Below are 26,623 nucleotides of genomic sequence, written 5' to 3' on the forward strand. Positions count from 1 at the left end.
CCGAGCACGGTATCTATCTGGATGCTGCCAATCCGGGCAGCAACTTCAAATAGATCGTCGACACGCCTATGTCCTTGTCCGTATTTGAAATGCACTCCGGTGGAGCTGCGCTGTCAAAGGCCCCTTGGTGCCTGTTATGTCATCTGCGATGAGCGGCACTACAAGGCGTGCCTCGGAAGGGCCGCAGACCTTCAGAAGGCCAAGGCGGAGACCCAGGAATTTCTCAGTATTGTCAGATTGAATCAGCGAAAGTGGGAGGAGGACCTAACGCTGGTCAGGCGTCTCATTGATCGTCAGTTGCTGGCGTTTGATGGTGTGCGAAACTGGAACCCCAACACCGATGGCTGGTGGATCATTAATGCGCTTCTCGACGATCTGCGCAGAGGTGCTCGTCTTGCCATTAAAGGCCCTCGGGCCGACCTGTTTCCATCCCCCCACAGCACGCCGTTGAGCAATCTCGGGGCGAGGGCCGTCGGTCTCCCGAACGGGGAACCCATGCTGTCCGGCCGGGCTGATCCAGCCACCCGGCAAACCGGGCTGATCGCTCCACGCGCAGCCACGGCAGCCAGCAACAGCGACGGCGATCTGGCCCACGATGCGGGCGCCTCAACGCTGCTCGGCGATGCCCAGCCGTTTGCATACTACGCTAACGACTTGTCGGGGGATTCGACGGAACTGGCTGGAATCCCGTTTGAGGGTATGCCCAACGCGTGGGTTGAGAACGCGCCGGGGAAAAAGAAGCAATGGCGGATGTACGGTTTACAAGGCACCCCGACCGTTGATATTGACTTCGACAACCATCATGGCCAGCCAAATCCGCACGCCCACAACTGGGACGACCAGGGCCGCGATCACGGCTGGCCGGTCTCCATACTTCCATAGGACAAGCCACCATGACCATCACAGATGCACTGGAACAGTTCGGCGGTTTTCATGACTGGTACCTGGATGCGATTGCGACCAGCAAGGAAGGTGGCGCCAATACACCAAACGTACTAACACTCGGGTTGTACGATGAGAGCCGGCGCGCGACCGTTACCTTTCTTGGAGTGACGCGCGCGAGCATCATTGATGGTGGATTGTTGAACATCGTCAATTCGATTGAGGTGTTGAAACCCGGTGATGAGGCATACGCCGCGGCAATCGAGGTACTCAAGAAATCCGCGCATTTTGGAAAGCGCCGTGCCGACCATATCGCATACGTTTTCTCAACAGTTGGCGCTGAGATTGCCGTCGAATTTGAGACGCTCGAAATTGACACTGAATAGCCAATTTGTGAGCACTCGCGGACCAAGACGCCCACTAGCGTTTCGTCTGCAACTGGGGCGTCTCAACCGAAGCTGGTGTCAAGCCGCGATCTTCGCGCGTCCCGGCACGCGCTGGCGCGCGTCGTCGCGGCGATGCACGCACTTGCCGGCCGCATACGTTTCATATACGGCGCGATCGTCACCGAGCAGCGCGAACGCGAACAGCAGCTCCTCGAGCGATTCGCGCCGCGCGGTGCGGCGCGCGAGCAGCGGCGTCGCCTGCGGATCGAGCACGACGAAGTCCGCTTCCGAGCCGTCCCTCAGCGTGCCGATCTTGTCGCCGAGATCGAGCGCTTCGGCCGCGCCGGCGGTCGCGAGATAGAACGTGCGCGTCGCCGTCAGATGATGGCCGCCGAGGCGCGCAACCTTGTGCGCTTCGTTCATCGTCTGCAGCATCGAGAACGACGTGCCGCCGCCGACGTCGGTCGCGAGCGCGATCGGCATGCCGGCCGAGTCGGCCTTGTCGAAGTCGAACAGGCCGCTGCCGAGGAACAGGTTCGAGGTCGGGCAGTGCGAGGCGAGCGCGCCGGTTTGCGCCATGCGCTTGCGGTCCTCGTCGTCGAGGTAGATGCAATGGCCGTACACCGCGCGACGGCGCAAGAGCCCATAGTGATCGTAGATGTCGAGATAGCTGCGGTGGCCGGGGAACAGCTCGGCGACCCATTTCACCTCGTCGGTGTTCTCGGCCACGTGGCTCTGAACGAACACGTCCGGATGCAGCCGCGCGAGCGCGCCGCATGCTTCGAGCTGCGCCTCGGTCGAGGTCGGCGCGAAGCGCGGCGTCAGCGCGTACATCTGGCGGCCGCGATCGTGCCAGCGGCCGATCAGCTCGGCGCTGTCGTCGTAGCCCGATTGCGCGGTGTCGCGCAGGAACGCGGGGCAGTGGCGGTCCATCAGCACCTTGCCCGCGACCATGCGCAGATTGCGCGCTTCGCTCTCGGCGAAGAGGGCGTCGGCGGATTCCTTGTGGACCGTGCAGTACACGAGCGCGGTCGTCGTGCCGCAGGCGAGCAGTTCGTCGAGAAAAAAGCTCGCCGTGTCGCGGGCGTGCGCGATGTCGGCGAAGCGGCGCTCGGTTGGGAACGTGTACGTGTCGAGCCACGGCAGCAGACCCGGCGCCGGCGACGCGATCATGTCGGTCTGCGGATAGTGGATATGGGTATCGATGAAGCCCGGCAGGATCAGCTTGTCGCGCCGCTCCACGACCTGCGTGCCGGGCGCGAGCCGCGACGCGAGCGCCGCATACGCGTCCGCCGCGACGACGCGGCCGTCTTCCACGATCAGGAGACCGTCCTCGTGAAACACCACGGCGTTCGGCGCGTGCGCCGGATCGCCGTTGAAGGTCAGCAGAGGGGCGCGGAATGCCGCTTGCGCCGCCGCTTGCGCGGTATGAGCCGATTCAGTCATGGAAAAGCTGTCTCCGAATGTTGAAAGCTGGGCGGCGCAGGCAGCGGCAGCGGCTTCCCGGTTCGGGTCGTTGCCGTTTGCCCGAACGAAGCGAAGCCGCCGGCCGCCGACGTCGGTCGAGGCCCGTCAGTTGAAATCCGTCGGCGCGCGGCTCAGTGCCGCCACTCAGTGCCGCCAATACGCGTCGAGCTTACCGATCAGCATGGCGCGTTCCTCGGGCGTCACGAACGACGCCTCGAAGCCGTTGCGGATGATCGTGTAGACCTCGGCGTCGTCGAGCTTCAGCGCGTCGATCGTCGCCAGATAGTTCGCGTTCACGTAGCCGCCGAAATAGGCCGGATCGTCGGAATTGACAGTCACCGCGACGCCGCGATCGAGCAGGTCTTTCAGCGTGTGCCTGGTCAGGTCGTCGAACACGCACAGCTTCAGGTTCGACAGCGGGCACACGGTCAGCGCGACGCGCGTATCGGCGAGGCGCGTGACGAGCGCCGGGTCCTCGATGCTGCGCACCCCGTGATCGACGCGGTCGACCTTCAGCACGTCGAGCGCCTCGTAGATGTAGGACGGCGGGCCTTCCTCGCCCGCATGCGCGACGAGCTTCAGACCGAGCGCGCGCGCCTTCGCGAACACGCGCTCGAACTTCGACGGCGGATGACCGCGTTCCGACGAATCGAGCCCCACGCCGATCAGCCGATGCTCGTACTGCTCGAACAGCGGCAGCGCTTCGTCGAAGGTGGCGAGCGCATCGTCCTCGGACAGATGGCGCAGGAAACACAGGATCAGCTTACTCGACATGCCGCGCTTCTCCGCGTCGGCGAGCGCGCGTTCGATGCCGGCCACGACGGTCGCGATCCGCACGCCGCGCTCGGTATGGGTCTGCGGGTCGAAGAAGATTTCGCTATGCACGACGTTGTCGGCGAGACAGCGCTCGACGTAGGCCATCGTCATGTCGTAGAAGTCCTGTTCGTGCAGCAGCACGCTCGCGCCCGCGTAGTAGATGTCGAGGAACGATTGCAGGTCGGTGAACGCATAGGCGGCGCGCAAGGCTTCCACCGAGTCGTAGGCGAGCTTCACGCCGTTGCGTTGCGCGAGCGCGAAAATCAGCTCGGGTTCGAGCGAGCCTTCGATGTGGATATGCAGCTCGGCCTTCGGTGCGCGCGCGGTTTTGTCGGCGAGCGTAACGGGGGAAGCAGGGGTAGCGGTTGTCGGGTTCATCGTGGTTTGGAATTGTGTGTTGGGTAACGAGCGGCGCAGGCCGCGTATCAAACCGCCTGCGTCGGGTGGCGCGCACCCGCGTTCGCCTCGACGGCCTGCAACACCTGCGCGGCCGCCGAGATCGCGATGACCTCGGGCGACTTGTCGACGATGCCGTCGACGCCGAGCGGACATTTCATCCGCGCGATCCGCGCCGGATCGATGCCGCGAGCCGCGAGCCGATGCTCGAACTGCTTGCGCTTGGTATGCGAGCCGATCATGCCGAAGAACGCGAAGTCGCCGCGCCGCAGGATGCGTTCGGCCAGTTCGAGATCGCGCGCGTGGTTGTGCGTCATCACGACGAAGTACGTGTTCGGCGCGGCCTGATCGATCGCCTCGTCGGGTGCGTCGTTCGCGTCGATCCTCACGTTCGGCGCGTGCAGCGCATCGAGCGACGCAAACTGCGCGTCGCGCTCGTCGACCCAGCGCACCGTGCAAGGCAGTGTCGCCAGCACGCGCACGAGCGCCGCGCCGACGTGACCGGCGCCGAACAGCACGACGGCGAATTCGCCCGGCGCGATGGTTTCGGTCAGGAGCGCGCTGCTGTCGTCGAAACCGGCGCCGTCCCACAGCAGACAGTCGGCGCCGTCGATGCCGGGCTCGGGTTCGGACAGCATCACCGCATCCGGCGCGGGGCCGAATGATACGCTGCGCACCGTCGATTGCCCCGCCGCGAGGCGCTTGGCGAGCGACGTGAGCCAGCCGAGATCGCCGACGTCGAGCCGCTCGAACGCGAGGATCACGGCGCCGCCGCAGCACTGGCCGAGGCTCGGCCCCAGCGCGAAGCGTTCGAGCCGCCGCATGTGCGGCGCGCGCATGCCGTCGCGCAGCACCTGGCGCGCGGTCTCGATCGCCTTCCATTCGAGGTGGCCGCCGCCAATCGTATGCCTGGCCGCCTCGCGCGTGACGATCATCTTCGTGCCGGCTTCGCGCGGCGCCGAACCTTCGACGCGCGCGACCGTCACCAGCACGGCGGCGTCGCCATGCGCGAGCAGATGTTGCAGGTCAGTGAGCCAGGCTTGCATCCGGCGATTCTCCGTGGGGGGCCGCGTGGGGCGTTTCCGCGGCGGGTTGCGTGTTTGTGTCGGTGCTATCGGGGTGCGCGGCGGCTTCGGTCGGATCTGCGGTCTGCGACGCGTTCATCGCATTCAAAGCGTCCAGCGCATCGAGTATCGCCTCGGGCGTCGCCGGCGCGCGCAACGGCGGAGCATGTCGCGCGCCCGGCACTGCGGCCGCGATCGCGTCGCGAATCGCGAGAAACACCGAAAACGGCAGCAGCAAAGGCGGCTCGCCGACCGCCTTCGAGCGGAACACGGTCGGCTCGGCGTTGCTGTTGTCGTAGAGCCGAACGTGGAACGCGGCGGGCGTGTCGCTGACCGCGGGAATCTTGTACGTCGACGGCGCGTGCGTCATCAGGCGGCCGTCGCGGCTCCACCATAGCTCTTCAGTGGTGAGCCAGCCCATGCCCTGAATGAAGCCGCCTTCGATCTGGCCGAGATCGATCGCCGGATTGATCGACTGGCCCGCGTCGTGCAGCACGTCCGCGCGCAGGAGCTTCCACTCGCCGGTCAGCGTATCGACGACGACCTCCGACACCGCCGCACCATACGCGAAGTAATAGAACGGATGACCGGTCAGCGACTTCGCATCCCAATGCACTTTCGGCGTCGCGTAGAAGCCGTCCGACCACAACTGCACGCGCGCGAGATACGCGGCGTTGACGATCTGTTCGAACGGCAGCGCGCCGCCGTTCACCGACACGCTGCCGCGCGCGAATTGCACGTCGTTGGCGTCGCCACCGAGCTGGCGCGCCGCGAGTTCGGCGAGCCGCGCGCGGATCGTCCGCGCGGCGGCTTCGGCGGCCATGCCGTTCAGGTCGCTGCCAGTCGAGGCCGCGGTCGCCGACGTGTTGGCGATCTTCGAGGTATCGGTCGCGGTCACCCGGACGCGCGATAACGGCAAGCCGAACTGATTCGCGACCACCTGCGCGACTTTCGTGTTGAGCCCCTGGCCCATCTCGGTGCCGCCGTGATTGACGAGCACGGAGCCGTCCTTGTACACGTGCACGAGCGCGCCGGCCTGATTCAGGAACGGCACGTTGAACGAGATGCCGAACTTGACCGGCGAAAACGCGAGGCCGCGTTTGAGCACGGGACTCTTCGCATTGAATTCGGCGAGTGCCGCGCGACGCGCGCGGTAGTCACTCGAATCTAGCAGCGCGTCGGTCAGCGGCGCGATGATGTTGTCTTCGACGCGTTGTCCGTACGGCGTCGTATCGCGTTCGCCGACGCCGTAGTAATTCGCGAGCCGCACGTCGAGCGGATCGAGCCGCAGCTCGCGCGCGATGCCGTCGAGCAGCACCTCCATCACGAGCGCGCCTTGCGGTCCGCCGAAGCCGCGAAACGCGGTGTTCGACTGCGTATTGGTCTTGCAGCACAGCGCGACGATATCGACGTCGGACAGGTAGTACGCGTTGTCGACGTGGCACACCGCGCGCGTCGCGACCGCGCCGGACAGATCCGCGGAATAGCCGGCGCGCAATGCGATTTCGACGCGCACGCCGCTGAGACGCCCGCTGTCGTCGAAGCCCGCTTCGTACTCGTAGACTGCATCGTGGCGCTTGCCGGTGATCAGAAAGTCGTCGTCGCGATCGGCGCGCAGCTTGACCGGGCGACGCAGGCGTTGCGCCGCAAGCGCGGCCACGCACGCGAACAGCGCCGATTGCGATTCCTTGCCGCCGAAGCCGCCGCCCATGCGCCGGCATTCGCAGACGACGTTATGCGCGGGCCAGTCGAGCATGTGCGCGACGACCTGCTGCATCTCGCTCGGATGCTGCGTCGAGCTGTAGACGAGCATGCCGTCCATTTCCTTCGGCACCGCATAGGCGATCTGGCCTTCGAGATAGAACTGCTCCTGACCGCCGACCTCGAATCTGCCGGCGAGCCGATGCGGCGCGGCGGCGATCTTCGCGTCGGGGTCGCCGCGCCGCAGATGCAGTGGCGGCAGCACGAACTGCTTCGCGGCTTTCGCATCGGCGACGGTGAGGATCGCGTCGAGCGGCTCGTAGCGGATCACGTCGTCGCTTTTCGCGAGCGCGGCGGCGCGACGTGCGAGTTCGTGGCTCTCGGCGATCACCGCGAAGACCGGCTGGCCGAGATAGAGCACTTCGCCGTCGGCGAGGATCGGATCGTCGTGCAGCACCGGGCCGCAATTGTTTTCGCCGGGGATATCGTCGGCACTCAGCACCGCGATCACGCCGGGCGCGTTTCTCACCGCGTCGAGATCCATCGACACGATGCGCGCATGCGCATGGCGCGACAGGCCGAGCGCCGCGTGCAGCGTGCCGTGCAGCTCGGCGATGTCGTCCGTGTAGGTCGCTTCGCCGCTCACGTGCAGCGCGGCGGATTCGTGCGGCAGCGGTACGCCGATCGACGCGTCCTCGCGTTGATCGGCACGCGCGCCCGCGGGTTCGATAAAGGCATCGGTCCGGTTCATCACGGCGACTCCTTCACGACGATTGCGTTGGCCTCGAACGCGAACGCGTTCACGTCGCAGAGCGCGAGCGGCGCGTCGTCACGCGTTTCGAGGTAGAAGCGCCACAGCAGATTGCGCGCGACCCTCAGCCGATACGCGCTCGACGCGCGCATGTCGGTGAGCGGCTGATAGTCGGCGGTGAGCGCGTCCATCGCGCGACGGGCCGTCGGTTCGTTCCACGCCGCGCCGTTGAGCGCGGCTTCGGCATGCGCGGCCCGCTTCGGCGTCGCCGCCATGCCGCCGAACGCGACCCGCGCCGCGCGGATCGTGCCATCTTCCGCGACGTGCAGCGCAAACGCCGCGCACACCGCCGAGATGTCCTGGTCGTAACGCTTCGCCACCTTGTAGGTGCGAAACCGCAGCGCGCCGGCCGGGCGAGGCACGCGCAGCGCGCTGACGAATTCGCCTTCCGCGAGCGTGGTCTTCTGATAACCGAGGTAGAACGCGTCGAGCGGCACGGTGCGGGTCGTGCGATCGCGGCGCAACTCGACGTCGGCGCCGAGCGCGAGCAGTGCCGGCATCGAATCGCCGATCGGCGAGCCGTTCGCGACGTTGCCGCCGAGCGTGCCCGCATTGCGGATCGGCAGCGATGCGAAACGCGTCCATAGTTCGGCGAGTTCGGGGTAGTCGGCGGTGAGCGCCGCGTACGCGTCCTCGAGCGTGACCGCCGCACCGATAGTCAGCGTTTGCGCGTCGCGCGCGATCGTCTTCAGTTCCGCGACGTTGCCGGTGTACAGCAGCAGATCGCCGAGATCGCGGAACTGCTTGGTGACCCACAAGCCGACGTCGGTGCTGCCCGCGACGATACGCGCGTCCGGGTGCTGCGCGCGCAGCGTCGCGAACGCGTCGAGCGTGAGCGGGGCGTGGAAGGTGGGCGAGCCGAAGGCGCCGCCGCGGGTGCCTGGCGCGCTGTATTCGAACGTGTCTTCGCGTTGCAGTGTGCGCAGCGTGGCCGCGATCGCGTCGCGGTCGAGCGCGACGCGCGGATGCTGCGCGTAGTCGAACATCTTCTGCGCGGCGTCGATGATCGGCCGGTAGCCCGTGCAGCGGCACAGATTGCCGGACAGCGCGGCGTCGATTTCATGGCGGGTCGGCAGCCCGGCGCTGACGGGCTGGTTCTCGTAGAGCGCCCACATAGACATGACGAAGCCGGGTGTGCAGAAGCCGCATTGCGAACCGTGGCAGTCGACCAGCGCCTGCTGCACCGGATGCAGCGCGCCGTTCTTGGCGCGCAGATCTTCGACGGTGAAGAGGGCGCGGCCGTCGAGTGTCGGCAGGAACTGGATGCAGGCGTTGACCGCCTTCAACGTGAGGTCGCCGCGCGCATCGAGTTCGCCGATCACGACCGTGCATGCGCCGCAGTCGCCTTCCGCGCAGCCTTCCTTGGTGCCGGTGCAGCGCAAGTCCTCGCGCAGGTGCTGCAGCACGGTGCGCGTCGCCGGCACGCCCGCGACCTCGCGGACGGACCCCTGATGGTAGAAGCGGATGGTTTGCGTTGTCATGGCGAATCGGAAGACAGTGCGGACCGGGCGCGCGTTACGCATGGGGTCGCAAAAAGCCGGCCTCGCGCACGTAGATCGCCATCCATACCCGAAGATAGCACTACCCCGGCCCGAAAATATTTCCCGTGTCGCATGAAGCTCATGCGGCGGCGGTCATGATCCGGGTACGATTCGCGCCGAGGCGAGAAGTTGCGTGCGTGGAGCGGGGACCGACAGGAACGGCGCGCGATCGCGGAACGTCGCGCAGAAAAAACGCCGGACTTCGGTGCCCGGCATGGACAACACGAAGTCCGGCGTCATTGGCGATGCGAATCGGTAAGCGCCCTGGCGGCGAGTTCGGCGCTTCAGACGGCGTTCGAAGCTCGCTCGGCCAAGTTGCCCGCCCGTCAGGACACCCGATGGCGATTGCGCACCAGGCTCAGCACCAGTGCGACGAACGCGACGATAAACGCGACGCCCGACCACATCGGCAGCGTCAGCCCGAGAATCGGCGGATAGGCGGTTTCGCACAGGCCCGCGACCTTGAACACGCTCGGCAGCCATTGCGCGGGCGGCAGGCTGTCGACCACTGGCTGCAGCGCGTCGAAGCCGCAGCTGAAGCCAGGATTCGCCTGGATGTACACATGGCGCGCCGCGGTCGCGATGCCGGCGAGCGCCGACAGCGCCGCCATCACTTCGAGCAGGCGCACGCCGCGCCAGTGCCTGAAGCTCGCGCCGAGGAACGCGAAGATCGCGATCAGCAGGAAGAAATAGCGCTGGATGATGCACAGCGGACACGGGTCTTCGCGCAGGCCGAACTGCAGATACAACGCACCGCCCACGAGGGCGAGGCAGATCAGGCCGAGCAGAACCAGCAGGGTGCGCTCGCGGCGCAGCATTGCGGAGTCGTTAGTCATGGATCATCGATTGGTCTGGAGACGAAAGGGCGGGTGCCCGCGATTCTAGCGCGAACCCCGGCCGCGCCACTTATTGCCTGAACATTGGCACGGCGGCGACCGCGCCGGGCGGCCAACCCCGGCGCGCTTTACCGGATCGCTTTCAGCACTGCCTCGGCCGCGCGGCCGATCGCGAGCAGCGCGTCGTCGGCGTGCGGTGCGCCCGCCAGCATCAGGCCGACCGGCGCGTCGCCGCGCAGATGGCACGGCAGCGACAGCGCGCAGCTATCGAGGAAGTTGAACGCGCTCGGATTGCGCAGGATCAGCGCATTGGTGCGGCCGAACGCGTCGTCGTCGTTGAGCAGGTCGGCGAGGCGCGGCGGCACGACCGGCACGGTCGGCGCGACGACCGCGTCGAAACGCTGCCACAGCGTGCGCGCGGCTTCGTCGAGCATCGCGTCGCGCTCGGCGACGAGGTCCAGATAGTCGACCGCGCTGGCTGGCTGCCCCTTCATGATGCGCGCGAGCACGCGCGGATCGTACTGCTCGCGATGCTTGTCGAGCAGCGGACGATGCCACGCATACGCCTCGATCGACGAAAAGCCGAAGCGGTTGATCTCCGGCAGCCGGTCGAGCGGCGCGAAGCGCACCTCGCTGACGATCGCGCCGGCCGCCTCCAGATGCTTGAGCGCGGTATCGATCGCGCGCGCGACTTCGGGCTCGACGCCGTCGGTCACGAAATTGGTCAGCACGCCGAGGCGCACGCCTTCGAGCGGCCGCGCGGCCGGGATGCGCGGCTCGAGCCCGGCGAGCATCCGGTCGACCAGCGCGCAGCATGCGACCGACACGCCGATCGGCCCGAACGAATCGAGCGTCGACGACAGCGGCACGCCGCCCTGCTTCGGGATGCGAGCGGCGGTCGGCTTGAAGCCGGTCAGCCCGCACAAGGCGGCCGGGATGCGGATCGAGCCGCCGGTGTCGGTGCCGAGCGCGACCGCGGCCATGCCGTCGGCGACCGATGCGGCCGCGCCCGACGACGAGCCGCCCGAAATCCGCTCGTCGCCCTTCACGCCGCGCCGGTACGGCGACAGCGGATGGCCGTAGTGCGGATTCAGGCCGAGTCCGGAAAACGCGAACTCGCTCATGTTGGTCCGCCCGACGATCACGGCGCCGGCCCGCTTCAGACGCGCGACCGCGACCGCGTCGGCCTTCGCGGCGGGCGCGTCGGCGAGCACGACGGAGCCCGCGCGGGTCGGCTGGCCTTCGATGTCGAACAGGTCCTTGACCGACACGGGAATCCCGGCGAGCGGCGAGAGCACGGTGCCGGCCGCGCGCAGGCGGTCGTGCGCGTCGGCGGCGGCGCGCGCGGCGTCGGTGTCGACGTGCATGAAGACGGCGGCGCCCTGGCCAGCCGGATCGGCGATCCGGTCCAGCGCGGTTTCGACGAGCGCGCGGCTCGTCGTGCGGCCGGCGGCGAGATCGGCGGCAAGCTGGGCAAGCGGCGGGAAGGGGGCGAATTCAGTGGCCATGATGTCGGTAGAAATCCGGTTGAGCGCAGCGCGGGCGCATGAGCGAGGCAGTGCGGAGCCAAAGGGAAAGGTCCGTCCGCATTGTAGAGCAAGGTTTTGCGGCCGAGCGGCCTGCTACTGGCGGCGCGGCGCGGCGCGCGACTTCGCCAAAAAGATGGTCGGTTCGTTTGCTACACTGCGCTTTCTGAGATTACTGTTTGTAAGGAAAGCGCTCATGCACCATGGCATCGGCTTCATCCAGGATCTGGCCGTCGTGATGGCGCTGGCCGGCGTCGTCACCGTGCTGTTCCATCGCCTGAAGCAGCCGGTGGTGCTCGGCTATATCGCGGCCGGCGTGATCATCGGACCGTACACGCCGCCGTTCCAATTGATCCACGACGAACAGACGATCCAGACGCTCGGCGAGCTGGGCGTCGTGTTCCTGATGTTTTCGCTGGGCCTCGAATTCAGCCTGCGCAAGCTGTTCGAGGTCGGCGCGACGGCGATCGTCGCCGCGCTGTCCGAAATCGTGCTGATGCTGTGGATCGGCTACGAGATCGGCAGCGCGTTCGGCTGGACTCCGATGGACTCGTTGTTCCTCGGCGCGATCCTCGCGATCTCGTCGACGACGATCATCGTGAAGGCGCTGTCCGATCTCGGACTCAAACGCGAAAGCTTCGCGCAGCTCGTGTTCGGCATTCTGATCGTCGAGGACATTCTCGGTATCGCGATGCTCGTGCTGCTGACCGGCATCGCGCAGACCGGGCAGCTGTCGGCCGGGCTCGCGGCCGTCACGCTCGGCAAGCTGCTGCTGTTCATGACGGTGTCGCTGCTGGTCGGCGTGCTGCTCGTGCCGCGCGCGCTGAACTACGTCGCGCGCACGGGCAGCGACGAGATGATGCTCGTGTCCGTGCTCGGCTTCTGCTTCGGCTTCTGTCTGCTGGTCGTCAAGCTCGATTACAGCATCGCGCTCGGCGCGTTCCTGATCGGCGCGATCATGGCCGAGTCGCGTCATCTGCATCGGATCGAGCATCTGATCGCGCCGCTGCGCGACGCGTTTTCCGCGATCTTCTTCGTGACGATCGGACTGATGCTGAACCCGGCCGTGATGCTCGACTACGCGTGGCCGATCGCCGTCATCACGCTCGCGGTGATCGTCGGCAAGATCGTGTCGTGCGGGCTCGGCACGTTTCTGTCGGGGCAGGACGCGCGCACCTCGATGCGCGTCGGCATGACCGTGTCGCAGATCGGCGAGTTCTCGTTCATCATCGCGACGCTCGGTCTGACGTTGAAGGTGACGAGCGGGTTTCTGTATCCGATCGCGGTCGCCGTGTCGGCATTGACGACGCTGACGACGCCATATCTGATCCGCGTCGCCGATCCGCTCACGCGCCGCATCGGGCAGGCGATGCCCGCCACGTTGTCCAACGTGTTCGGCATGTACGGGCAATGGCTGCGCAGTTTGGTCACGGCGCGCGGCGAGCCGACGCTCATCAGCATGACGCGGCGGATCGTATTGCAGATCGCGGTGAATCTCGCGCTCGTCGTGGCCATTTTCCTCGCCGTGTCGTATAGCGCGCCGCATAGCGGCCGGCTGCTCGCGCACTGGCTCGACGACGAGCCGCTGCAACGCGTCGTGCAGTGGAGCGTCGCGCTCGTTGTTTCGCTGCCGTTTCTCGTGGCCGTGTATCGCAAGACCAAGTCGCTCGCGCTGCTGCTTGCCGAAGTCGGCGTGCAGCCGACCACCGCGGGACGCTTCACGAGCCCGCTGCGTCACGCGATCGCCGATCTCGTGCCGATCGTGTCGATGATCGGCGTGTTTGTGCTGGTGGCGGCGCTGTCGGGCAGCATCCTGCCGCCGACTGGCCTGCTCGTCGCCGTGCTTGTGTGCGCCGCGCTGCTGCTCGCGCTCGTGTGGCGCTGGTGCGTGAAGATTCATGCGTCGATGCAGATCGCGTTGCGGGAAACCTTCGAAGAGCGGCCGGATCCTTGACTCATCGGGGTCCGTGTAACGCTTCGCAACAATGTGAGCAATTGTGTGCGGGTTTGCGGGGCCTGCAGCACTGACGGATAATCAGGGCATATTCATTCGTTCGCGTGTAAGGCGCCCGTCCGACAGTCATGAGCGAAAACAAACCCGAAAACGCCGGCACGACCGGCAGTCCGCAGCCGGCCTCCCCCGCGCCGAGCAGCGCGCCGGCCGAACCGGCCGCCTCGCTTCCTCCGTCGCGTGAAGATGCCACCCAGTCGGCCGCCAAAGACACGAGCCCGACGGCCGAGGAGGCGACCGCGAGGTCGTCGACCGACGATCCGCTCAGCGCATCGTCGGTCACGCCCGAAGATCCGCGCACGGCTCGGCTGCGCGACGCGGCCGAGGCGCGCAGCGCCGCCGCCGAATCGACCGCGCGGCAGGAAGCCAAGGTGCACGAGCGCGAAGCGCAGCGCGCTGGTGCGTACGCCGGCGGCGCGACCATGGTGAAACCCGAGCCGCTCGCGAAACCGACGGTGGCCGCCGGCGAGCCGCGCGCGGCTGGCGGCAGCGCGGCGGACCTCGCCACCGAAGACGAAATCGCCACCGAGGCAGCCGCCGCACCCGCGGCGCGCGCGCCCGGCTCGCCGCCGCCCGGTTTCGGCGCGGCACCCGATTTCAGCGCCACGAACCCGCCGCCACCCAACGCGCTGCCGCCGTCGCCACCGCGTTATCTGAAGCAGAGCGACTCCGCGTGGAGCGTGTTCGGCCGCATCATCGCGGCGCGCGCGCGGCAGCTGTTCGATCGCGCGGGGCAGCGGATCACGCAGCGCACGCTGCGCATCGGCGTGTCGGCGCGCATCTTCCATCCGGAACCGGGCGCGAAGGGCTTGCGCGGCAAGACGCTGCAGTATCTGGAGGAGTCGGTCGCGCACTGGGTGATGTCGCGCGACGTGCTGGTGTTCATGATCCCGACCGTTGGTCATCAGGGCATGCTGCACCCGAGCAACATCCGCCTGCGCGACTATGCGAAGCATCTCGATGGCCTGCTGCTGCAAGGCGGCGCCGACGTGTCGCCGCAGACGTATGCGGAATCGGCGACCAGCCACGAATGGCCCGGTGACCGCGTGCGCGACATGTACGAGCTCGAACTGCTGCACGAGTTCGTCGAATCGGGCAAGCCGGTGCTCGGCGTGTGCCGCGGCTGTCAGCTGATCAATGTCGCGTTCGGCGGCACGCTATATCAGGACATCGCGACCGAAGTGCCCACCGCGAACGTCCACGTCAACGAAAACTACGATCAGCACCGGCACGGCGTGCATTTTCCGGATGGCTCGACGCTGGTGAACATGTTCCCCGGACGGCGCGACGCGATCGTCAACTCGATTCACCATCAGGCGGTAAAGACGCTGGGCCGCGATCTCAATATCGAGGCGGTGTCGGCGTCGGACGGCATCATCGAGGCCGTGCGCTACCGGCGCGCGCCGTTCGTGATGGGCGTGCAGTGGCACCCGGAGTTTCATCGCGCGGGCGGCCCGGAGCTGCTCGATTGCACGCCGTTGCTCGATACGTTCCTGCGGGTCGCGCGGGAGACGCGGTTTTAAGCAAGGCGGGTTTGCGTTGGCGCGGCGTGCGCGGTCGAGGTTGAGTCCGCGGCGTGGTTGCGCATCGGTCCCGCGCTTTCGCTGTTTTCCGCAGCCCGACGGAGCCATTCCATCCATCTGACGCACTGTCACGTTATGTGGCAGTGCGTTTTCTTCTCTCGAAATAATCAGGAGTGCGAGCTGGGTGGCGTCTTTATTTTGCGACTGTGATTTTGGATGGAGTGGTTCGCTGCGCCAACCGTCTATCTCGATTTCGAGCGTGTCCATACAGTGCCCACGAGCTTCGCGTCGCGATAAATCCGCGCGATAATCCAACGTCATTCTCGATCGGCGTGGAGCAGGCATATGAAGTACTCCTTGGTTATCCGGCGCGCTATGTTGCTCGCCGGTGTCTATGCGTTGTGGCATACGGGTGTTGCGGTGGCTCAGCAGGACAGCGTGAGCGCGCCGCTGGCGGGCACGCGGCCGGCTCCAGGGGAGTTGGCGCCGCGAGAGGCTGGCCCCCAGTCCGTCGCTGAGCCCGAGGTGTCCGCGAATACGCCCGCCGCCGCGCGCGGCGACGTCGCCGATTTGATCCAGTTGATCCAGGACGCGAACCTCAGCGAACTGCGCACGACCTATAACGGCAGCTATGGTGCGAGCCTGTTCTTCCATCCGCCGCGGATGACGTACTACGTCGCGTTGTTTCAGAACAAGCATTTCTGGCGCGTGATCAGGAGCGATTCGGCAGAGCGCGCGGAAGCGATCTACGCCGGTTTCGCGCAGCAGACGCAGCAACTCGCGGACGTCGAGATTCATCGCACGCGGTTGCAGGCGCAGAATGCGTATCTGCAGGGCAGCATCGCGATATCGCAGCAGCAGGCGCAACGGCTGCAGACCGATCTCGACGTCGCCCGCACGCAGCAGGCGAAGGTCGACGACCGGCAGCGGCAGACGCGCGACGAGGCGCTCGCGCTGCGCGCGGAGCGCGACAACGCGCAGGCGCAATTGCGTCAGCTTCAGAGTGCGGTCACGCGCTTGCAGCAGCAGACGGAAGCGGGTTTGCCTGCGTCGAAGTAACGGCGGCGCTCATTGCGCGAATTGTTCCGGGATTTCGGTGACGCGACGCTGCGATATGTGGTTCATCCACTCGGTGCTATTTACCGGCAGATTGTTCGACATGGTGGAGCGCGGCAGCGGCGCGACGTCGCGCAAAGACATCATGGCGAACGTCGTTACATCAGCGTATCCGTCTTCGCCGAACCGGGTACGAACGCGCGCTTCATGCGATGGGTCATTCGCGGCAGGGCGATTTACCGGAAGCGGATGCGTTTGCACGCGAAGCGCACGACGCGGAGGCGATGAGCGAATCGCGTCACGCGGCGTGGGCGCATGTCGCGTGGCGGTGCCCTGAGGCAAAGCCACGATGCGCGCGGGTGCGGCGGCGGCCACGTCGACAGGTAATGGCGGAAGCACAGGAGCCGGTGTGACGGCCTCCGCAATCACCGGTGCTTCGGGACTCGCAACCAGATGATGCTGCGCACGACGCTTTTCTACCGGCGCCGGCGCATCGCGACGGGGCATCAGAGCTTGCGCCGATTTCAGCATGTCGGAGGCCATATGCCGCGGCGCCGGAGGCTGATCGACGATCCACCACGCCAGCACCGCGACGCAGCCGATTACGACGGCACTCGCCGCGACCGTTCGCCGATGCCGCACAGTGCGCCGCTGCGCGATTCGCGGCGAGCGGGCCTTGAGCGGGATTCGCATTGGACCCTGAGGCACCTTCCGTTGCATAGCGGGATGCGCCGCCGTCGCGGTATTCGACGGTTCCCCGGCAGGCTGCGTGGCGTTCGCGACGGGCTTCTCTGCCGGCCGCTTCATGTCAGTTAGCACGCCGGTCAGCACGCCGTCGATCGACACCCACTGCCCATACGACAGCAACTGCTGATCTCTGATGCACACGGTGCGCAGCAGCGCGGCATACAGCGAATCGAGCCCGGTTCGCCAGGACAGCAACGCCCAGTCGCGGCCGAACGGTTCGGGCAGGTGGTCGAGCGTACGGAAAGGGGGAAGCGCGAATGCGCCTTCGATCAGGATGAGCGGCGTGCTGGTCATCGGTTTCTTCCGGTGTCTCGGACAGTCACACCGGTGCGGCAGTGACGGAATCTGTAGGGGGCCGATGAAGCCATCGGCAACAGAAAATCATGCCTCGAAACTACGTCGTCCACCGTTCAGATGACTCCGAAAACAGGAACACCGCCGGCGCGCGCCGTCCCCGCGACGCCATGCGCTTCACACACACTCAACCGCGGCGTTCAAGCCTTCAACCGGTACACGTAGCGCAACGCGGTGATATCCACGCCGCCCATCTGATCGGGCTCCGCGCCGACCAACTGCCAGCCGTGTCGCTCGTAAAAGCCGATCGCCGCCGTATTGCCCTCGAGCACGTACAGATACAGCTGTGCCTCGCCTTGCGCGCGCGTCCAGTCTACGGCTGCGTGCATCAGTGTTTTGCCGACGCCGATGCCCTGATAACCGGGCAGCGCATGCAGGTTGTCGAGCAGCACGCCCCACGCGGACTCGGGCTGGCGCTCGACACACACGAAGCCGGCCGGCTCGCCGGCCAACTCGGCGATCAGCACGATGCGGCGCTCGCCGCCCGGCGCGCCGAGACGTGCTTCCCAATAGGCGGCGCGTTCGCGCGTGACTTCGCCGTCGAGGAACGCGTCGGGCAACAGACCGCGATAGGTCGCCTGCCAACTGGCGCTGTGGATCGACGCAATCAGCGCGGCGTCCTCGAGCGTGGCGGGGCGCAGGGAAAGAGCAGGGGTGGTTCGCATCGGAGTAATCGACTGAATGGCCTCGCGCGGACAGTCTGCGGCCGCCCGCGGGTGTCGCGCGTAAGCAAACTGTATGCGTTTCGCGTCGACCCTATCAGCAGTAACATTACGTGGCATCAGCCCGGCATCGAGCTCAGCGTTTACCCTCATATCGAATGAGCGCCGTGAGCAGCAAAATGCGGCGCCCCCGGGCGCACTTGCTTATACCTGTGCGTCCGCCTGCGGCATCCGCTTGCCAAACGCAGTGGATCGTTCCAACTGCCCGCTCGTCACCGTCCGCGTCGATCCGTCCGACAGGGCGACGGGCTTATCCGAGAGTGTCATGTCTACAGCGACCCACGCCGCTTCCACCACCCAAGAATCCAAGGTCAAGACAGTGTTCCGCGTTGTCAGCGGCAACTTTCTTGAAATGTACGACTTCATGGTCTATGGCTACTACGCTTCCGCGATCGCCAAGACCTACTTTCCTGGCGGCAGCGATTTCGCATCGCTGATGCTGTCGCTGTCCGTGTTCGGCGCGGGCTTCCTGATGCGTCCGCTCGGCGCGATCGTGCTCGGCGCCTACATCGACCATCACGGCCGTCGCAAAGGCCTGATCCTCACACTGAGCCTGATGGCGCTCGGCACGCTGACGGTCGCGACGATACCGGGCTACGCGACCATCGGGCTCGTGGCGCCCGTGCTGGTGCTGCTCGGCCGGCTGCTGCAAGGCTTCTCCGCCGGCGCTGAGCTCGGCGGCGTGTCGGTGTATCTGTCGGAGATCGCGACGAAGGGCAACAAGGGCTTCTATTGCTCGTGGCAGTCGGGCAGCCAGCAGGTCGCGGTGGTATTCGCCGCGCTGATCGGCGTGGGGCTCAACAAGATTCTGCCCGCCGACCAGATGTTCGCGTGGGGCTGGCGCGTGCCGTTCCTGATCGGCTGTCTGATCGTGCCGTTCCTGTTCATCATCCGCCGCTCGCTGCAGGAAACCGAGGAGTTCACGGCGCGCAAGCATCGTCCGAGCGTGGGCGAGATCCTGAAGTCGATGCTCGCGAACTACCCGATCGTGCTGGGCGGCATGGGCATGGTCGTCATGACGACCGTGTCGTTCTACATGATCACCGCTTACACGCCGACCTTCGGCAGGGAAGTGCTGAAGCTGTCGGCGATCGACGCGCTCGTCGTCACCGTCTGCGTCGGTATCTCGAATCTGATCTGGCTGCCGTTGTCCGGCGCGTTGTCGGACCGCGTCGGCCGCCGTCCGGTGCTGCTCGCGTTCACGATCCTGACGATCCTCACCGCGTATCCGGCGCTGCAATGGCTCGTCGCCGAACCGTCGTTCGCGCGTCTGCTCGCCGTGCAGCTGTGGTTGTCGTTCCTGTACGGCTGCTACAACGGCGCGATGGTCGTCGCGCTGACCGAAGTGATGCCGGTCGAAGTGCGAACCGCTGGCTTCTCGCTCGCGTACAGTCTCGCGACGACGATCGGCGGCTTCACGCCGGCCATCGCCACGCTGCTGATCCACGTGACCAGCAACAAGGCGGCGCCGGGCCTGGTCCTCGGCGTGGCGGCAATCTGCGGTCTGCTCGCGACGCTGTTCCTGTATCGTACGCCGGAGTCACGCAATCAGTATCGGGCGGCCTGACGGTTCACTTCGTGTTCTGAAAACAAAAGACCCCGCGCTAGCGGGGTCTTTTGTTTGCGGCGCGTGGTCTGTGGCTACCCGTGCCGCAATTCGCTAGCGACCACCTCGACGACTTCATCCCACGCGCCCGGCCGCGGCTGACGCACGAGCGTCGCGCCGGGATACCACGGGCTGGGCGTGTCGCCGTCGAACCAGCGCCAGTCGGCGGCGCACGGCAGCATCAGCCACAGCGGCTTGCGCAGCGCGCCCGCGAGGTGCGCGATCGACGTGTCGATCGACACCACCGCGTCGAGCCGCTCGACGATCGCCGCGGTATCCGCGAAGTCGCCGATGCGGTGGTCGAAGCGATGGATCGCGGCCGCGCGCGGATGCGCGTCGAGCGCAGCGCGGTCGTCCTCGGACAGATCGGGCTGCAACACGATCCAGTCGATGCCATCCAGTGCAAACAGCGGCTCCAGCGCGGCGAGCGGCATCGTGCGGGTTTCGTTGCGCTGGATGCGCCCCGACCATGCGAGCCCGATCTTGCGCTTCGCCTGACCGCCGAGCGAGCCGCGCCATTTGCGGCCATAGGCCGGCGGCACGCTCAGATAGGGCGTGCGCGCGTCAATCGTGTCGTAGCGCGTGCCGAGCGCTAGCGGCAGGCTCAAGAGCGGAATCTGCAGATCGGCGGCGGGGCGCGACTGGCCCTGCGCGATCAGCGAGACGCGCCACGTCTTCGCGACGGGCGCGAAGAGCGGCACCAACTGCGGCTGCACTTCGAGCACGACGCGCGCGGCGCGTTGCGCTGCGAGCGGTACGAAGCGCACGAACTGCAGCGTGTCGCCGAAACCCTGTTCGGCATGGATCAGCAGCGTGTATTTTTCGATCGACTCGCCGTGCCAGCGCGGCAACGTCTGGATCACCGGTTGCGCGACGGTTTGCAAGCGCCATTCGTATTCGGGCAGCCCGCGCTCGAAGTCGCGCATCGCGAGCCACGCGAGCGCACGGTTCATATGCGCGGACGCGAGATCCGGGCGCAGCCGCAACGCCTGATCGAGCGCGCGCACCGCGGCCGCGTGCGCGCCGAGCGCCTGGTGCGCGGTGCCGAGCGCAAGCCACGCGAGCGCGAATTGCGGATCGAGCCCGACCGCGCGCTCCAGATACGGCAGCGCCTGTTCGGCACGGCCGAGCGCCGCGAGCGCGTTGCCCATGCCATAGATCGCGGGCGGCAGGTTCGGCTGCAGACGCAGCGCCGCTTCAAATGACGCGACTGCCCGCGCATGGCGGCCGGTCGCATCGAACGTATTCGCGAGATTGAAGTGCGCAGCGACGAAGCGCGGCTCGGCGGCGAGCGCGGCCTCGAAGCAGGGCACCGCCTCGTTCGGTCGATCGAGCGCGTTCAGCGACATGCCCATGTTGTTCAGCGCGCCCGCGTGACCGGGGCGCAGCTCGAGCGCGCGCCGGAACGACGCGATCGCGTCCGCGTGACGGCCGAGCGCGTGCAGCGCGTTGCCGAGATTGTTGTGCGACGACGCGTCGTTCGGCTGCAGGCGCAGCGAACGTTCGAACGCATCGGCGGCGTCTTCGTGACGGCCTTGCGACGCGTACGCGTTGCCGAGGTTGTAGTGCGCCATCGGGAAGGTCGGCGCGAGCGTCAGCGCGTTGCGGAACTGCTCGATCGCGGCGTCGATCTGGCCGAGCGCCCTCAGCGCATTGCCGAGGTTCAGCTGCAGCGCCGCGTCTTCGGGGCGCAGATCGACCGCGCGCCGCACCAGCGCCGCGGCTTCGGCGTGCTGGCCCTGCTGGTGGCGCAGCACGCCGAGCAGATGCAGCGCGTCGACGTGGCTGGGGTCGTGGTCGAGCGTGGCGCGGTAGCCGCGTTCGGCGTCGTCGAGGCGGCCGTCACGATGCGCCGCGAACGCGCGGTCAAATACAGGTTGCATGACGGGGAGGGCATTTGGATCAATCAGACTGAGGGCGCATTTTCCCATACTTGCGCAAGCGGCCCGGATTTGCGCGGAGCGTGAGTTCATGGGCAACGACGGATGGCCCCCCCGCGCGACCCGTCTTGCCGACGCGCGATTGATGCAGCGCACCCGTGCCCGCAAGAGCGGCGGCGTACACTAGAACGCATTGTTGCCTCCGGAGTTCCGCATGGACGCTGCCGCCTACGACGCGTCGCCGGTGCTGATCGTCGGGGCCGGTCCCACCGGACTTGCCGCAGCGATGAGTCTCGCGCGCGCCCACGTCCCCGTGCGCCTGATCGACAAGGCGCCGCAGCCGAACCCTTACTCGCGCGCGATCGGCATTCAGGCACGTACGCTCGAACTGCTCGAGCAGCATCGGCTGGTCGAACCGTTTCTCGAGCTCGGCCATCGCGCGCGCGTGGCGAATCTGTTTTCGAACGGCATGCGGCTTGCGCAGCTCGATTTCGACCCGTTGCACACGCGCTATCCCTATCTGCTGTTTCTCGACCAGTCGGTGACCGAGCGGCTCCTGACCGAGCATCTGGCGACGCTCGGCGTGAAGGTCGAGCGCGGCGTCGAGCTCGTGGCGTTCATGCAAGGCTCCGCGAGCGTTCAGGCGACCTTGCGCCGCGCGGACGGCCGCACGGAAGCCATGCGCCCGTCATATCTGATCGCGGCCGATGGCGCGCACAGTTCGATTCGCCATCGCCTCGACCTGAACTTCGAGGGCAAGACCTTCGACCAGACCTTTCTGCTCGCCGACCTGCATGCCGAAACCGACTGGCCCGACGACGAGTTCCATATCTTCGCGTCGGGCGACGGTCTCGTCGCCCTGTTTCCGATGGGCCACGGCCGCCATCGTCTGATCGCCGATCATGCGGTCGAGCCGTCGGACAGCGCCGCGCCGCCGGCCCCCGCGGTGCTCGGCGAGCCGCCGCTGGAGCGGGCGCCGGCGCCGTCGCTCGAACAATGCAAGGCGCTGATCGCGCGACGCGTGCGCGAGCGCGTCGACGTGTCGGATCTGGCGTGGTCGGCGTACTTCCACGTGAACAGCCGGATGGTCGACCGGCTGCGCGTGGGCCGCATCTTCCTCGCCGGCGATGCCGCGCACGTACACAGCCCCGCGGCCGCACAAGGCATGAACACCGGCATCCAGGAAGCGCTCAATCTCGGCTGGAAGCTCGCGCGCGTGATCGGCGGCGCGGCGCCGGATCGCCTGCTCGACACGTATCACGCCGAGCGACATCCGATCGAGCGCGAGGTGCTGCGGCAGACCGGTTTCATCACGCAGATGGCCGAGGCCGATCACGGACCGATGAAGCTGCTGCGCGAGCGCGTGATGCCGGTGCTGGCCGCGTTCGGTCCGCTGCGCGATGCCGCACGCGCGACGATCAGCGAGCTGTCGATCCAGTACCGGCGCAGTCCGCTGACGCTCGAACGCGTGCTCGACGGCGGCCCGCGCGCGGGCGAGCGCGCACCCGATGCGCTCGTGCACGTCGTCGACGGTCCGCTGGGACGCGCGCCGGGCGTCGGCTGCATTTTCGATCTGCACGATCCGGCGTTCTTCTCGCTGTTTCTGCTGTTGCCGCCGCTGCCCGTCGATGGCACGCCGCTCGATCCCGCCGCGAAACATGCACCGCCGCCGGACCCCGAAGTAGAAAAGCTCGCCGCCGAGGTCGAGCGGCTGCTGCCGAACGCGGTGCGAATCTGGCGCGTCACCGATACGAGCGGCGACGGCGGCCCGGCGTTGTCCGAATCGTATGGGCGCACGCGGCCGTCGTTTTATCTGGTGCGGCCCGACGGCTACATCAGCGCGCGCGGACGTACCGGCTCGGACCTGCACGGTCTCGTACGGCACTGCGAAGCGTGGTTTACGGTTGGGGGAGAGATATCGGAACAGGCGACGTTGTGATCGGCGCCGCCCGTTGCGTGGCATGGGCACGCACGCGGCAGCGGATCGCGCCGCCGCGCCTGGTTGATTGGGGAAACCGCCCGAGCCTAAGCCGCCGGCGCCTGGGCCGGCGCCGGCGTCAACTTCTCGCGATACCTGACGATCGCCTCGCGCGTGAAGTCCGATAGCGCGATGTCATACGTGTCCGGCGCTTCGTCGAGCGTCGCGAGCAGCGCGCGCCGCATGCGCGGCTCCCAGAAGCGGCGGATGTGTTCGGCGACGCCGGTCAGCGCTTCCTCGTGGTCGGGCATCGACTCGAAGAAGTCACCGATCCGGTTCGCCATGTCGATCAGATTCCGATTGTCCATGGCTCGCCTCACTTGCCCGCGGTGACGGCCGCGGCCGCATTGGCCAGCTCGCGCTGCTTCAGCAGTTCGAGCTGTTCGCTATTGAAGCGCGAATAGTCCTTCTGCCATTGCGACGGCTGCTCGACCGGCATCACCTGCACCGCGGTCACCTTGTATTCGGGGCAGTTGGTCGCCCAGTCGGAGCTGTCGGTCGTGATCACGTTCGCGCCCGATTCGGGGAAGTGGAACGTGGTATAGACGACGCCCGGCTGCATCCGCTCCGTCACCTTCGCGCGCAACACGGTCTGCCCCGCGCGCGATTCGATGCCGACCCAGTCGCCGGTTTTGATGCCGCGTTCCTCGGCATCGTGCGGATGCAGTTCGAGCCGGTCTTCGTCATGCCAGCGCGAGTTCTCGGTGCGGCGCGTCTGCGCGCCGACGTTGTACTGCGACAGAATGCGCCCGGTCGTCAGCAGCAACGGATATTTGCGCGTGACCTTCTCCGGCGATGCGATGAACTTCGTGATCACGAACCTGCCCTTGCCGCGCACGAAGGTGTTGACGTGCATCGTCGGCGTGCCGTCGGGCGCGTCCTCGTTGCATGGCCACTGGATGCTGCCCATTTCGTCGATCTTCTGGTACGACACGCCGTGGAAGGTCGGTGTGAGCCGCGCGATTTCGTCCATGATCTCGGACGGATGCGTGTAGTCCATCTCGTAGCCGAGCGCGCGCGACAGCAGCAGCGTGACTTCCCAGTCCGCGTAGCCGCCGAGCGGCGGCATCACCTTGCGCACGCGCGAGATGCGGCGCTCGGCATTGGTGAACGTGCCGTCCTTTTCGAGGAACGACGAGCCGGGCAGCAGCACGTGCGCGTATTTGGCGGTCTCGTTCAGGAAGATGTCCTGCACGACGATGCATTCCATCGACGACAGCGCCGCCGCCACATGATGCGTGTTCGGGTCCGACTGCACGATGTCCTCGCCCTGGCAGTACAGACCCTTGAAACTGCCGTGCAGCGCGGCGTCGAACATGTTCGGAATGCGCAGGCCAGGTTCCGGTTGCAGTGTGACGGCCCAGGCGTTTTCGAACTGCGTGCGCACGAGCGGATCGCCGATGTGACGATAGCCGGGCAGCTCGTGCGGGAACGAGCCCATGTCGCACGAACCCTGCACGTTGTTCTGGCCGCGCAGCGGATTCACGCCGACACCTTCGCGGCCGATGTTGCCGGTCGCCATCGCCAGGTTCGCGATGCCGATCACCATCGTCGAGCCTTGCGCGTGTTCGGTGACGCCCAGGCCGTAGTAGATCGCGGCGTTGCCGGCGCTCGCGTAGATGCGCGCGGCTTCGCGTACCTGTTGCGCGGGCACGCCGGTCGCCGCTTCGGTCGCTTCCGGCGAGTTCTCCGGCAGCGCGACGAAATCGCGCCACTGTTCGAACGCGCGGGTTTCACAGCGCTCGGCGACGAACGCTTCGTCGAGCAGGCCTTCGGTGACGATCACGTGCGCGAGCGCGTTGACGATCGCGACGTTGGTGCCGGGCCGCAATTGCAGATGGTGCGACGCTTTCACGTGCGGCGTATCGACGATGTCGATCCGACGCGGATCGACGACGATCAGCTTCGCACCCTCGCGCACGCGCCGCTTCAGACGCGAGGCGAACACCGGGTGGCCATCGGTCGGATTCGCGCCGATTACCATGATCACGTCGGCTTTGTCGACGGAGGCGAACGTCTGCGTGCCAGCCGATTCGCCGAGCGTCGTCTTCAGACCATAGCCGGTCGGCGAGTGGCACACGCGCGCGCAGGTGTCGACGTTGTTGTTGCCGAACGCGGCGCGCACGAGCTTCTGCACGAGGTAGGTTTCCTCGTTCGTACAGCGCGACGACGTGATGCCGCCGATCGAATCGCGCCCATGCTTCGCCTGGATGCGACGGAATTCGGATGCCGCGTATGAGATCGCTTCGTCCCAGCTGACTTCGCGCCACGGGTCGGTGATCTTCGCGCGGATCATCGGCTTTTTGATGCGGTCCTTGTGCGTCGCGTAGCCCCACGCGAAGCGGCCCTTCACGCATGCATGGCCTTCGTTGGCCTGGCCGTTCTTGTGCGGCACCATCCGCACGACCTGGTTGCCCTTCATCTCTGCCTTGAACGAGCAGCCGACGCCGCAATAGGCACAGGTGGTGACGACCGAGTGCTCGGGCTGGCCGAGCATCACGACGGACTTTTCCTGCAAGGTCGCGGTCGGGCACGCGGCCACGCAGGCGCCGCACGACACGCACTCCGATTCCATGAACGGCTGGTTCTCGCTGGCCGCGACGCGAGATTCGAAGCCGCGTCCGGTGATCGTCAGCGCGTACGTGCCCTGGGTTTCCTCGCACGCGCGCACGCAGCGATTGCAGACGATGCACTTCGCCGGGTCGTACGTGAAGTACGGATTCGATTCGTCCTTCTGGTCCTTCAGATGATTCGCGCCGTCGAAGCCGTAGCGCACTTCGCGCAGGCCGGTCACGCCCGCCATGTCCTGCAGTTCGCAGTCGCCGTTGGCGGGGCAGGTCAGGCAATCGAGCGGATGGTCGGAGATGTACAGCTCCATCACGTTGCGACGCAGCGACTGCAGACGGTCGGTCTGCGTGCGCACCTTCATGCCGGCTTCGACCGGCGTCGTGCACGAGGCCGGACAGCCGCGCCGTCCTTCGATTTCGACGAGACACAGGCGGCATGAGCCGAACGGTTCGAGCGAATCGGTCGCGCACAGCTTCGGCACGTTGACGCCAGCTTCAGCCGCCGCGCGCATCACCGACGTGCCCGCCGGTACGGTCACCGCCTGGCCGTCGATTTCGAGCGTCACGTCGACGTCCGAGTGGCGGGCGGGGGTGCCGTAGTCGGTGTCGTCGGCGAACGCGTCGGCGAACGCGTTGGCGGCGCGTGCCTGGGCTTGCGACTTGCACGCGCAGTTGCCTGAGCCGCAGCCGCCCCCCAGGGGGGCTTCCTTCGGGGCGCCGGCAGGGGGGTTGAACTGGTCGGACATGGTGAAC

At 66.7% G+C, this 26,623-nt stretch carries 19 protein-coding genes; 7 read left to right on the forward strand and 12 right to left on the reverse strand.

Features of this window, described 5'->3' with window-relative positions; all coding sequences use genetic code 11:
* The first annotated feature begins 237 nt into the window (after positions 1 to 237).
* Together OKW35_RS31775 and OKW35_RS31780 are read left to right on the forward strand one after the other, a co-directional pair.
* Positions 238 to 882 (forward strand): hypothetical protein, encoded by a 645-nt coding sequence (locus tag OKW35_RS31775; RefSeq protein WP_429554156.1) that lies wholly within the window; start codon positions 238 to 240, stop codon positions 880 to 882.
* An 11-nt stretch (positions 883 to 893) separates the two neighbouring features.
* Entirely contained in the window at positions 894 to 1,268 is a 375-nt protein-coding gene (locus tag OKW35_RS31780; protein WP_184061309.1) for a hypothetical protein, read from the forward strand.
* Between the two features lie 78 nt (positions 1,269 to 1,346).
* Here the strand turns inward: OKW35_RS31780 and guaD are convergent, their stop codons facing one another.
* The 7 genes from guaD to OKW35_RS31815 all read right to left on the reverse strand — a co-directional run bounded on the left by guaD (position 1,347) and on the right by OKW35_RS31815 (position 11,408).
* On the reverse strand, positions 1,347 to 2,714 hold the full coding sequence (gene guaD, locus OKW35_RS31785) for a guanine deaminase (protein ID WP_429554157.1): 1,368 nt from the start codon (positions 2,712 to 2,714) through the stop codon (positions 1,347 to 1,349).
* Between the two features lie 165 nt (positions 2,715 to 2,879).
* Positions 2,880 to 3,929 (reverse strand): adenosine deaminase, encoded by a 1,050-nt coding sequence (locus OKW35_RS31790; protein ID WP_429554158.1) that lies wholly within the window; start codon positions 3,927 to 3,929, stop codon positions 2,880 to 2,882.
* Positions 3,930 to 3,976: 47 nt separating this feature from the next.
* Positions 3,977 to 4,993, reverse strand: coding sequence for a xanthine dehydrogenase accessory protein XdhC (gene xdhC, locus OKW35_RS31795; protein ID WP_429554159.1), 1,017 nt, complete (start codon positions 4,991 to 4,993; stop codon positions 3,977 to 3,979).
* Entirely contained in the window at positions 4,974 to 7,463 is a 2,490-nt protein-coding gene (gene xdhB, locus OKW35_RS31800; RefSeq protein WP_429554160.1) for a xanthine dehydrogenase molybdopterin binding subunit, read from the reverse strand. Before xdhB ends, xdhC begins: the two co-directional genes overlap by 20 nt.
* Entirely contained in the window at positions 7,463 to 9,004 is a 1,542-nt protein-coding gene (gene xdhA, locus OKW35_RS31805; RefSeq protein ID WP_429554161.1) for a xanthine dehydrogenase small subunit, read from the reverse strand. The genes xdhB and xdhA overlap by 1 nt, the downstream gene beginning before the upstream one ends.
* A gap of 386 nt (positions 9,005 to 9,390) precedes the next feature.
* On the reverse strand, positions 9,391 to 9,900 hold the full coding sequence (locus tag OKW35_RS31810) for a disulfide bond formation protein B (RefSeq protein ID WP_429554162.1): 510 nt from the start codon (positions 9,898 to 9,900) through the stop codon (positions 9,391 to 9,393).
* A gap of 128 nt (positions 9,901 to 10,028) precedes the next feature.
* Complete coding sequence (locus OKW35_RS31815) at positions 10,029 to 11,408, reverse strand: amidase (protein ID WP_429355964.1); 1,380 nt, start codon at positions 11,406 to 11,408, stop codon at positions 10,029 to 10,031.
* A gap of 214 nt (positions 11,409 to 11,622) precedes the next feature.
* On the opposite strand from OKW35_RS31815, the gene OKW35_RS31820 reads away from it, so the two are divergent.
* The 3 genes from OKW35_RS31820 (at position 11,623) to OKW35_RS31830 (ending at position 16,019) form a co-directional block, all read left to right on the forward strand.
* Positions 11,623 to 13,380 carry a cation:proton antiporter gene (locus tag OKW35_RS31820; RefSeq protein WP_429554163.1) on the forward strand — a complete coding sequence of 586 codons (1,758 nt, stop codon included), beginning with the start codon at positions 11,623 to 11,625 and terminating at the stop codon, positions 13,378 to 13,380.
* Positions 13,381 to 13,508: 128 nt separating this feature from the next.
* Entirely contained in the window at positions 13,509 to 14,960 is a 1,452-nt protein-coding gene (locus tag OKW35_RS31825) for a gamma-glutamyl-gamma-aminobutyrate hydrolase family protein (protein WP_429554164.1), read from the forward strand.
* A gap of 345 nt (positions 14,961 to 15,305) precedes the next feature.
* On the forward strand, positions 15,306 to 16,019 hold the full coding sequence (locus OKW35_RS31830; RefSeq protein WP_429404815.1) for a DUF2968 domain-containing protein: 714 nt from the start codon (positions 15,306 to 15,308) through the stop codon (positions 16,017 to 16,019).
* A 9-nt stretch (positions 16,020 to 16,028) separates the two neighbouring features.
* Here the strand turns inward: OKW35_RS31830 and OKW35_RS31835 are convergent, their stop codons facing one another.
* Both OKW35_RS31835 and OKW35_RS31840 read right to left on the reverse strand, forming a co-directional pair.
* A complete protein-coding gene (locus OKW35_RS31835) occupies positions 16,029 to 17,057 on the reverse strand; it encodes a hypothetical protein (protein ID WP_429554165.1) in 1,029 nt (342 codons plus the stop codon).
* 200 nt (positions 17,058 to 17,257) lie between these two features.
* On the reverse strand, positions 17,258 to 17,782 hold the full coding sequence (locus OKW35_RS31840) for a GNAT family N-acetyltransferase (RefSeq protein WP_018421404.1): 525 nt from the start codon (positions 17,780 to 17,782) through the stop codon (positions 17,258 to 17,260).
* Between the two features lie 322 nt (positions 17,783 to 18,104).
* Here OKW35_RS31840 and OKW35_RS31845 point away from each other — a divergent pair, with 322 nt between their 5' ends.
* A complete protein-coding gene (locus tag OKW35_RS31845; protein ID WP_184061321.1) occupies positions 18,105 to 19,406 on the forward strand; it encodes an MFS transporter in 1,302 nt (433 codons plus the stop codon).
* A gap of 74 nt (positions 19,407 to 19,480) precedes the next feature.
* Here the strand turns inward: OKW35_RS31845 and OKW35_RS31850 are convergent, their stop codons facing one another.
* Complete coding sequence (locus OKW35_RS31850; protein ID WP_429554166.1) at positions 19,481 to 21,328, reverse strand: tetratricopeptide repeat protein; 1,848 nt, start codon at positions 21,326 to 21,328, stop codon at positions 19,481 to 19,483.
* A 211-nt stretch (positions 21,329 to 21,539) separates the two neighbouring features.
* On the opposite strand from OKW35_RS31850, the gene OKW35_RS31855 reads away from it, so the two are divergent.
* Positions 21,540 to 23,264: an FAD-dependent monooxygenase gene (locus tag OKW35_RS31855; protein WP_429554167.1), complete on the forward strand. Its 1,725-nt coding sequence runs from the start codon at positions 21,540 to 21,542 to the stop codon at positions 23,262 to 23,264.
* A gap of 86 nt (positions 23,265 to 23,350) precedes the next feature.
* On the opposite strand, the gene OKW35_RS31860 is transcribed toward OKW35_RS31855, so the two are convergent.
* Both OKW35_RS31860 and fdhF read right to left on the reverse strand, forming a co-directional pair.
* Entirely contained in the window at positions 23,351 to 23,611 is a 261-nt protein-coding gene (locus tag OKW35_RS31860; RefSeq protein ID WP_184027626.1) for a formate dehydrogenase subunit delta, read from the reverse strand.
* Between the two features lie 8 nt (positions 23,612 to 23,619).
* A complete protein-coding gene (gene fdhF, locus OKW35_RS31865) occupies positions 23,620 to 26,616 on the reverse strand; it encodes a formate dehydrogenase subunit alpha (protein WP_429554168.1) in 2,997 nt (998 codons plus the stop codon).
* Positions 26,617 to 26,623 lie beyond the last annotated feature (7 nt).

The sequence above is a fragment of the Paraburkholderia sp. MM5477-R1 genome (genome assembly GCF_050436385.1).
GTDB classification, from domain to species: domain Bacteria; phylum Pseudomonadota; class Gammaproteobacteria; order Burkholderiales; family Burkholderiaceae; genus Paraburkholderia; species Paraburkholderia tuberum.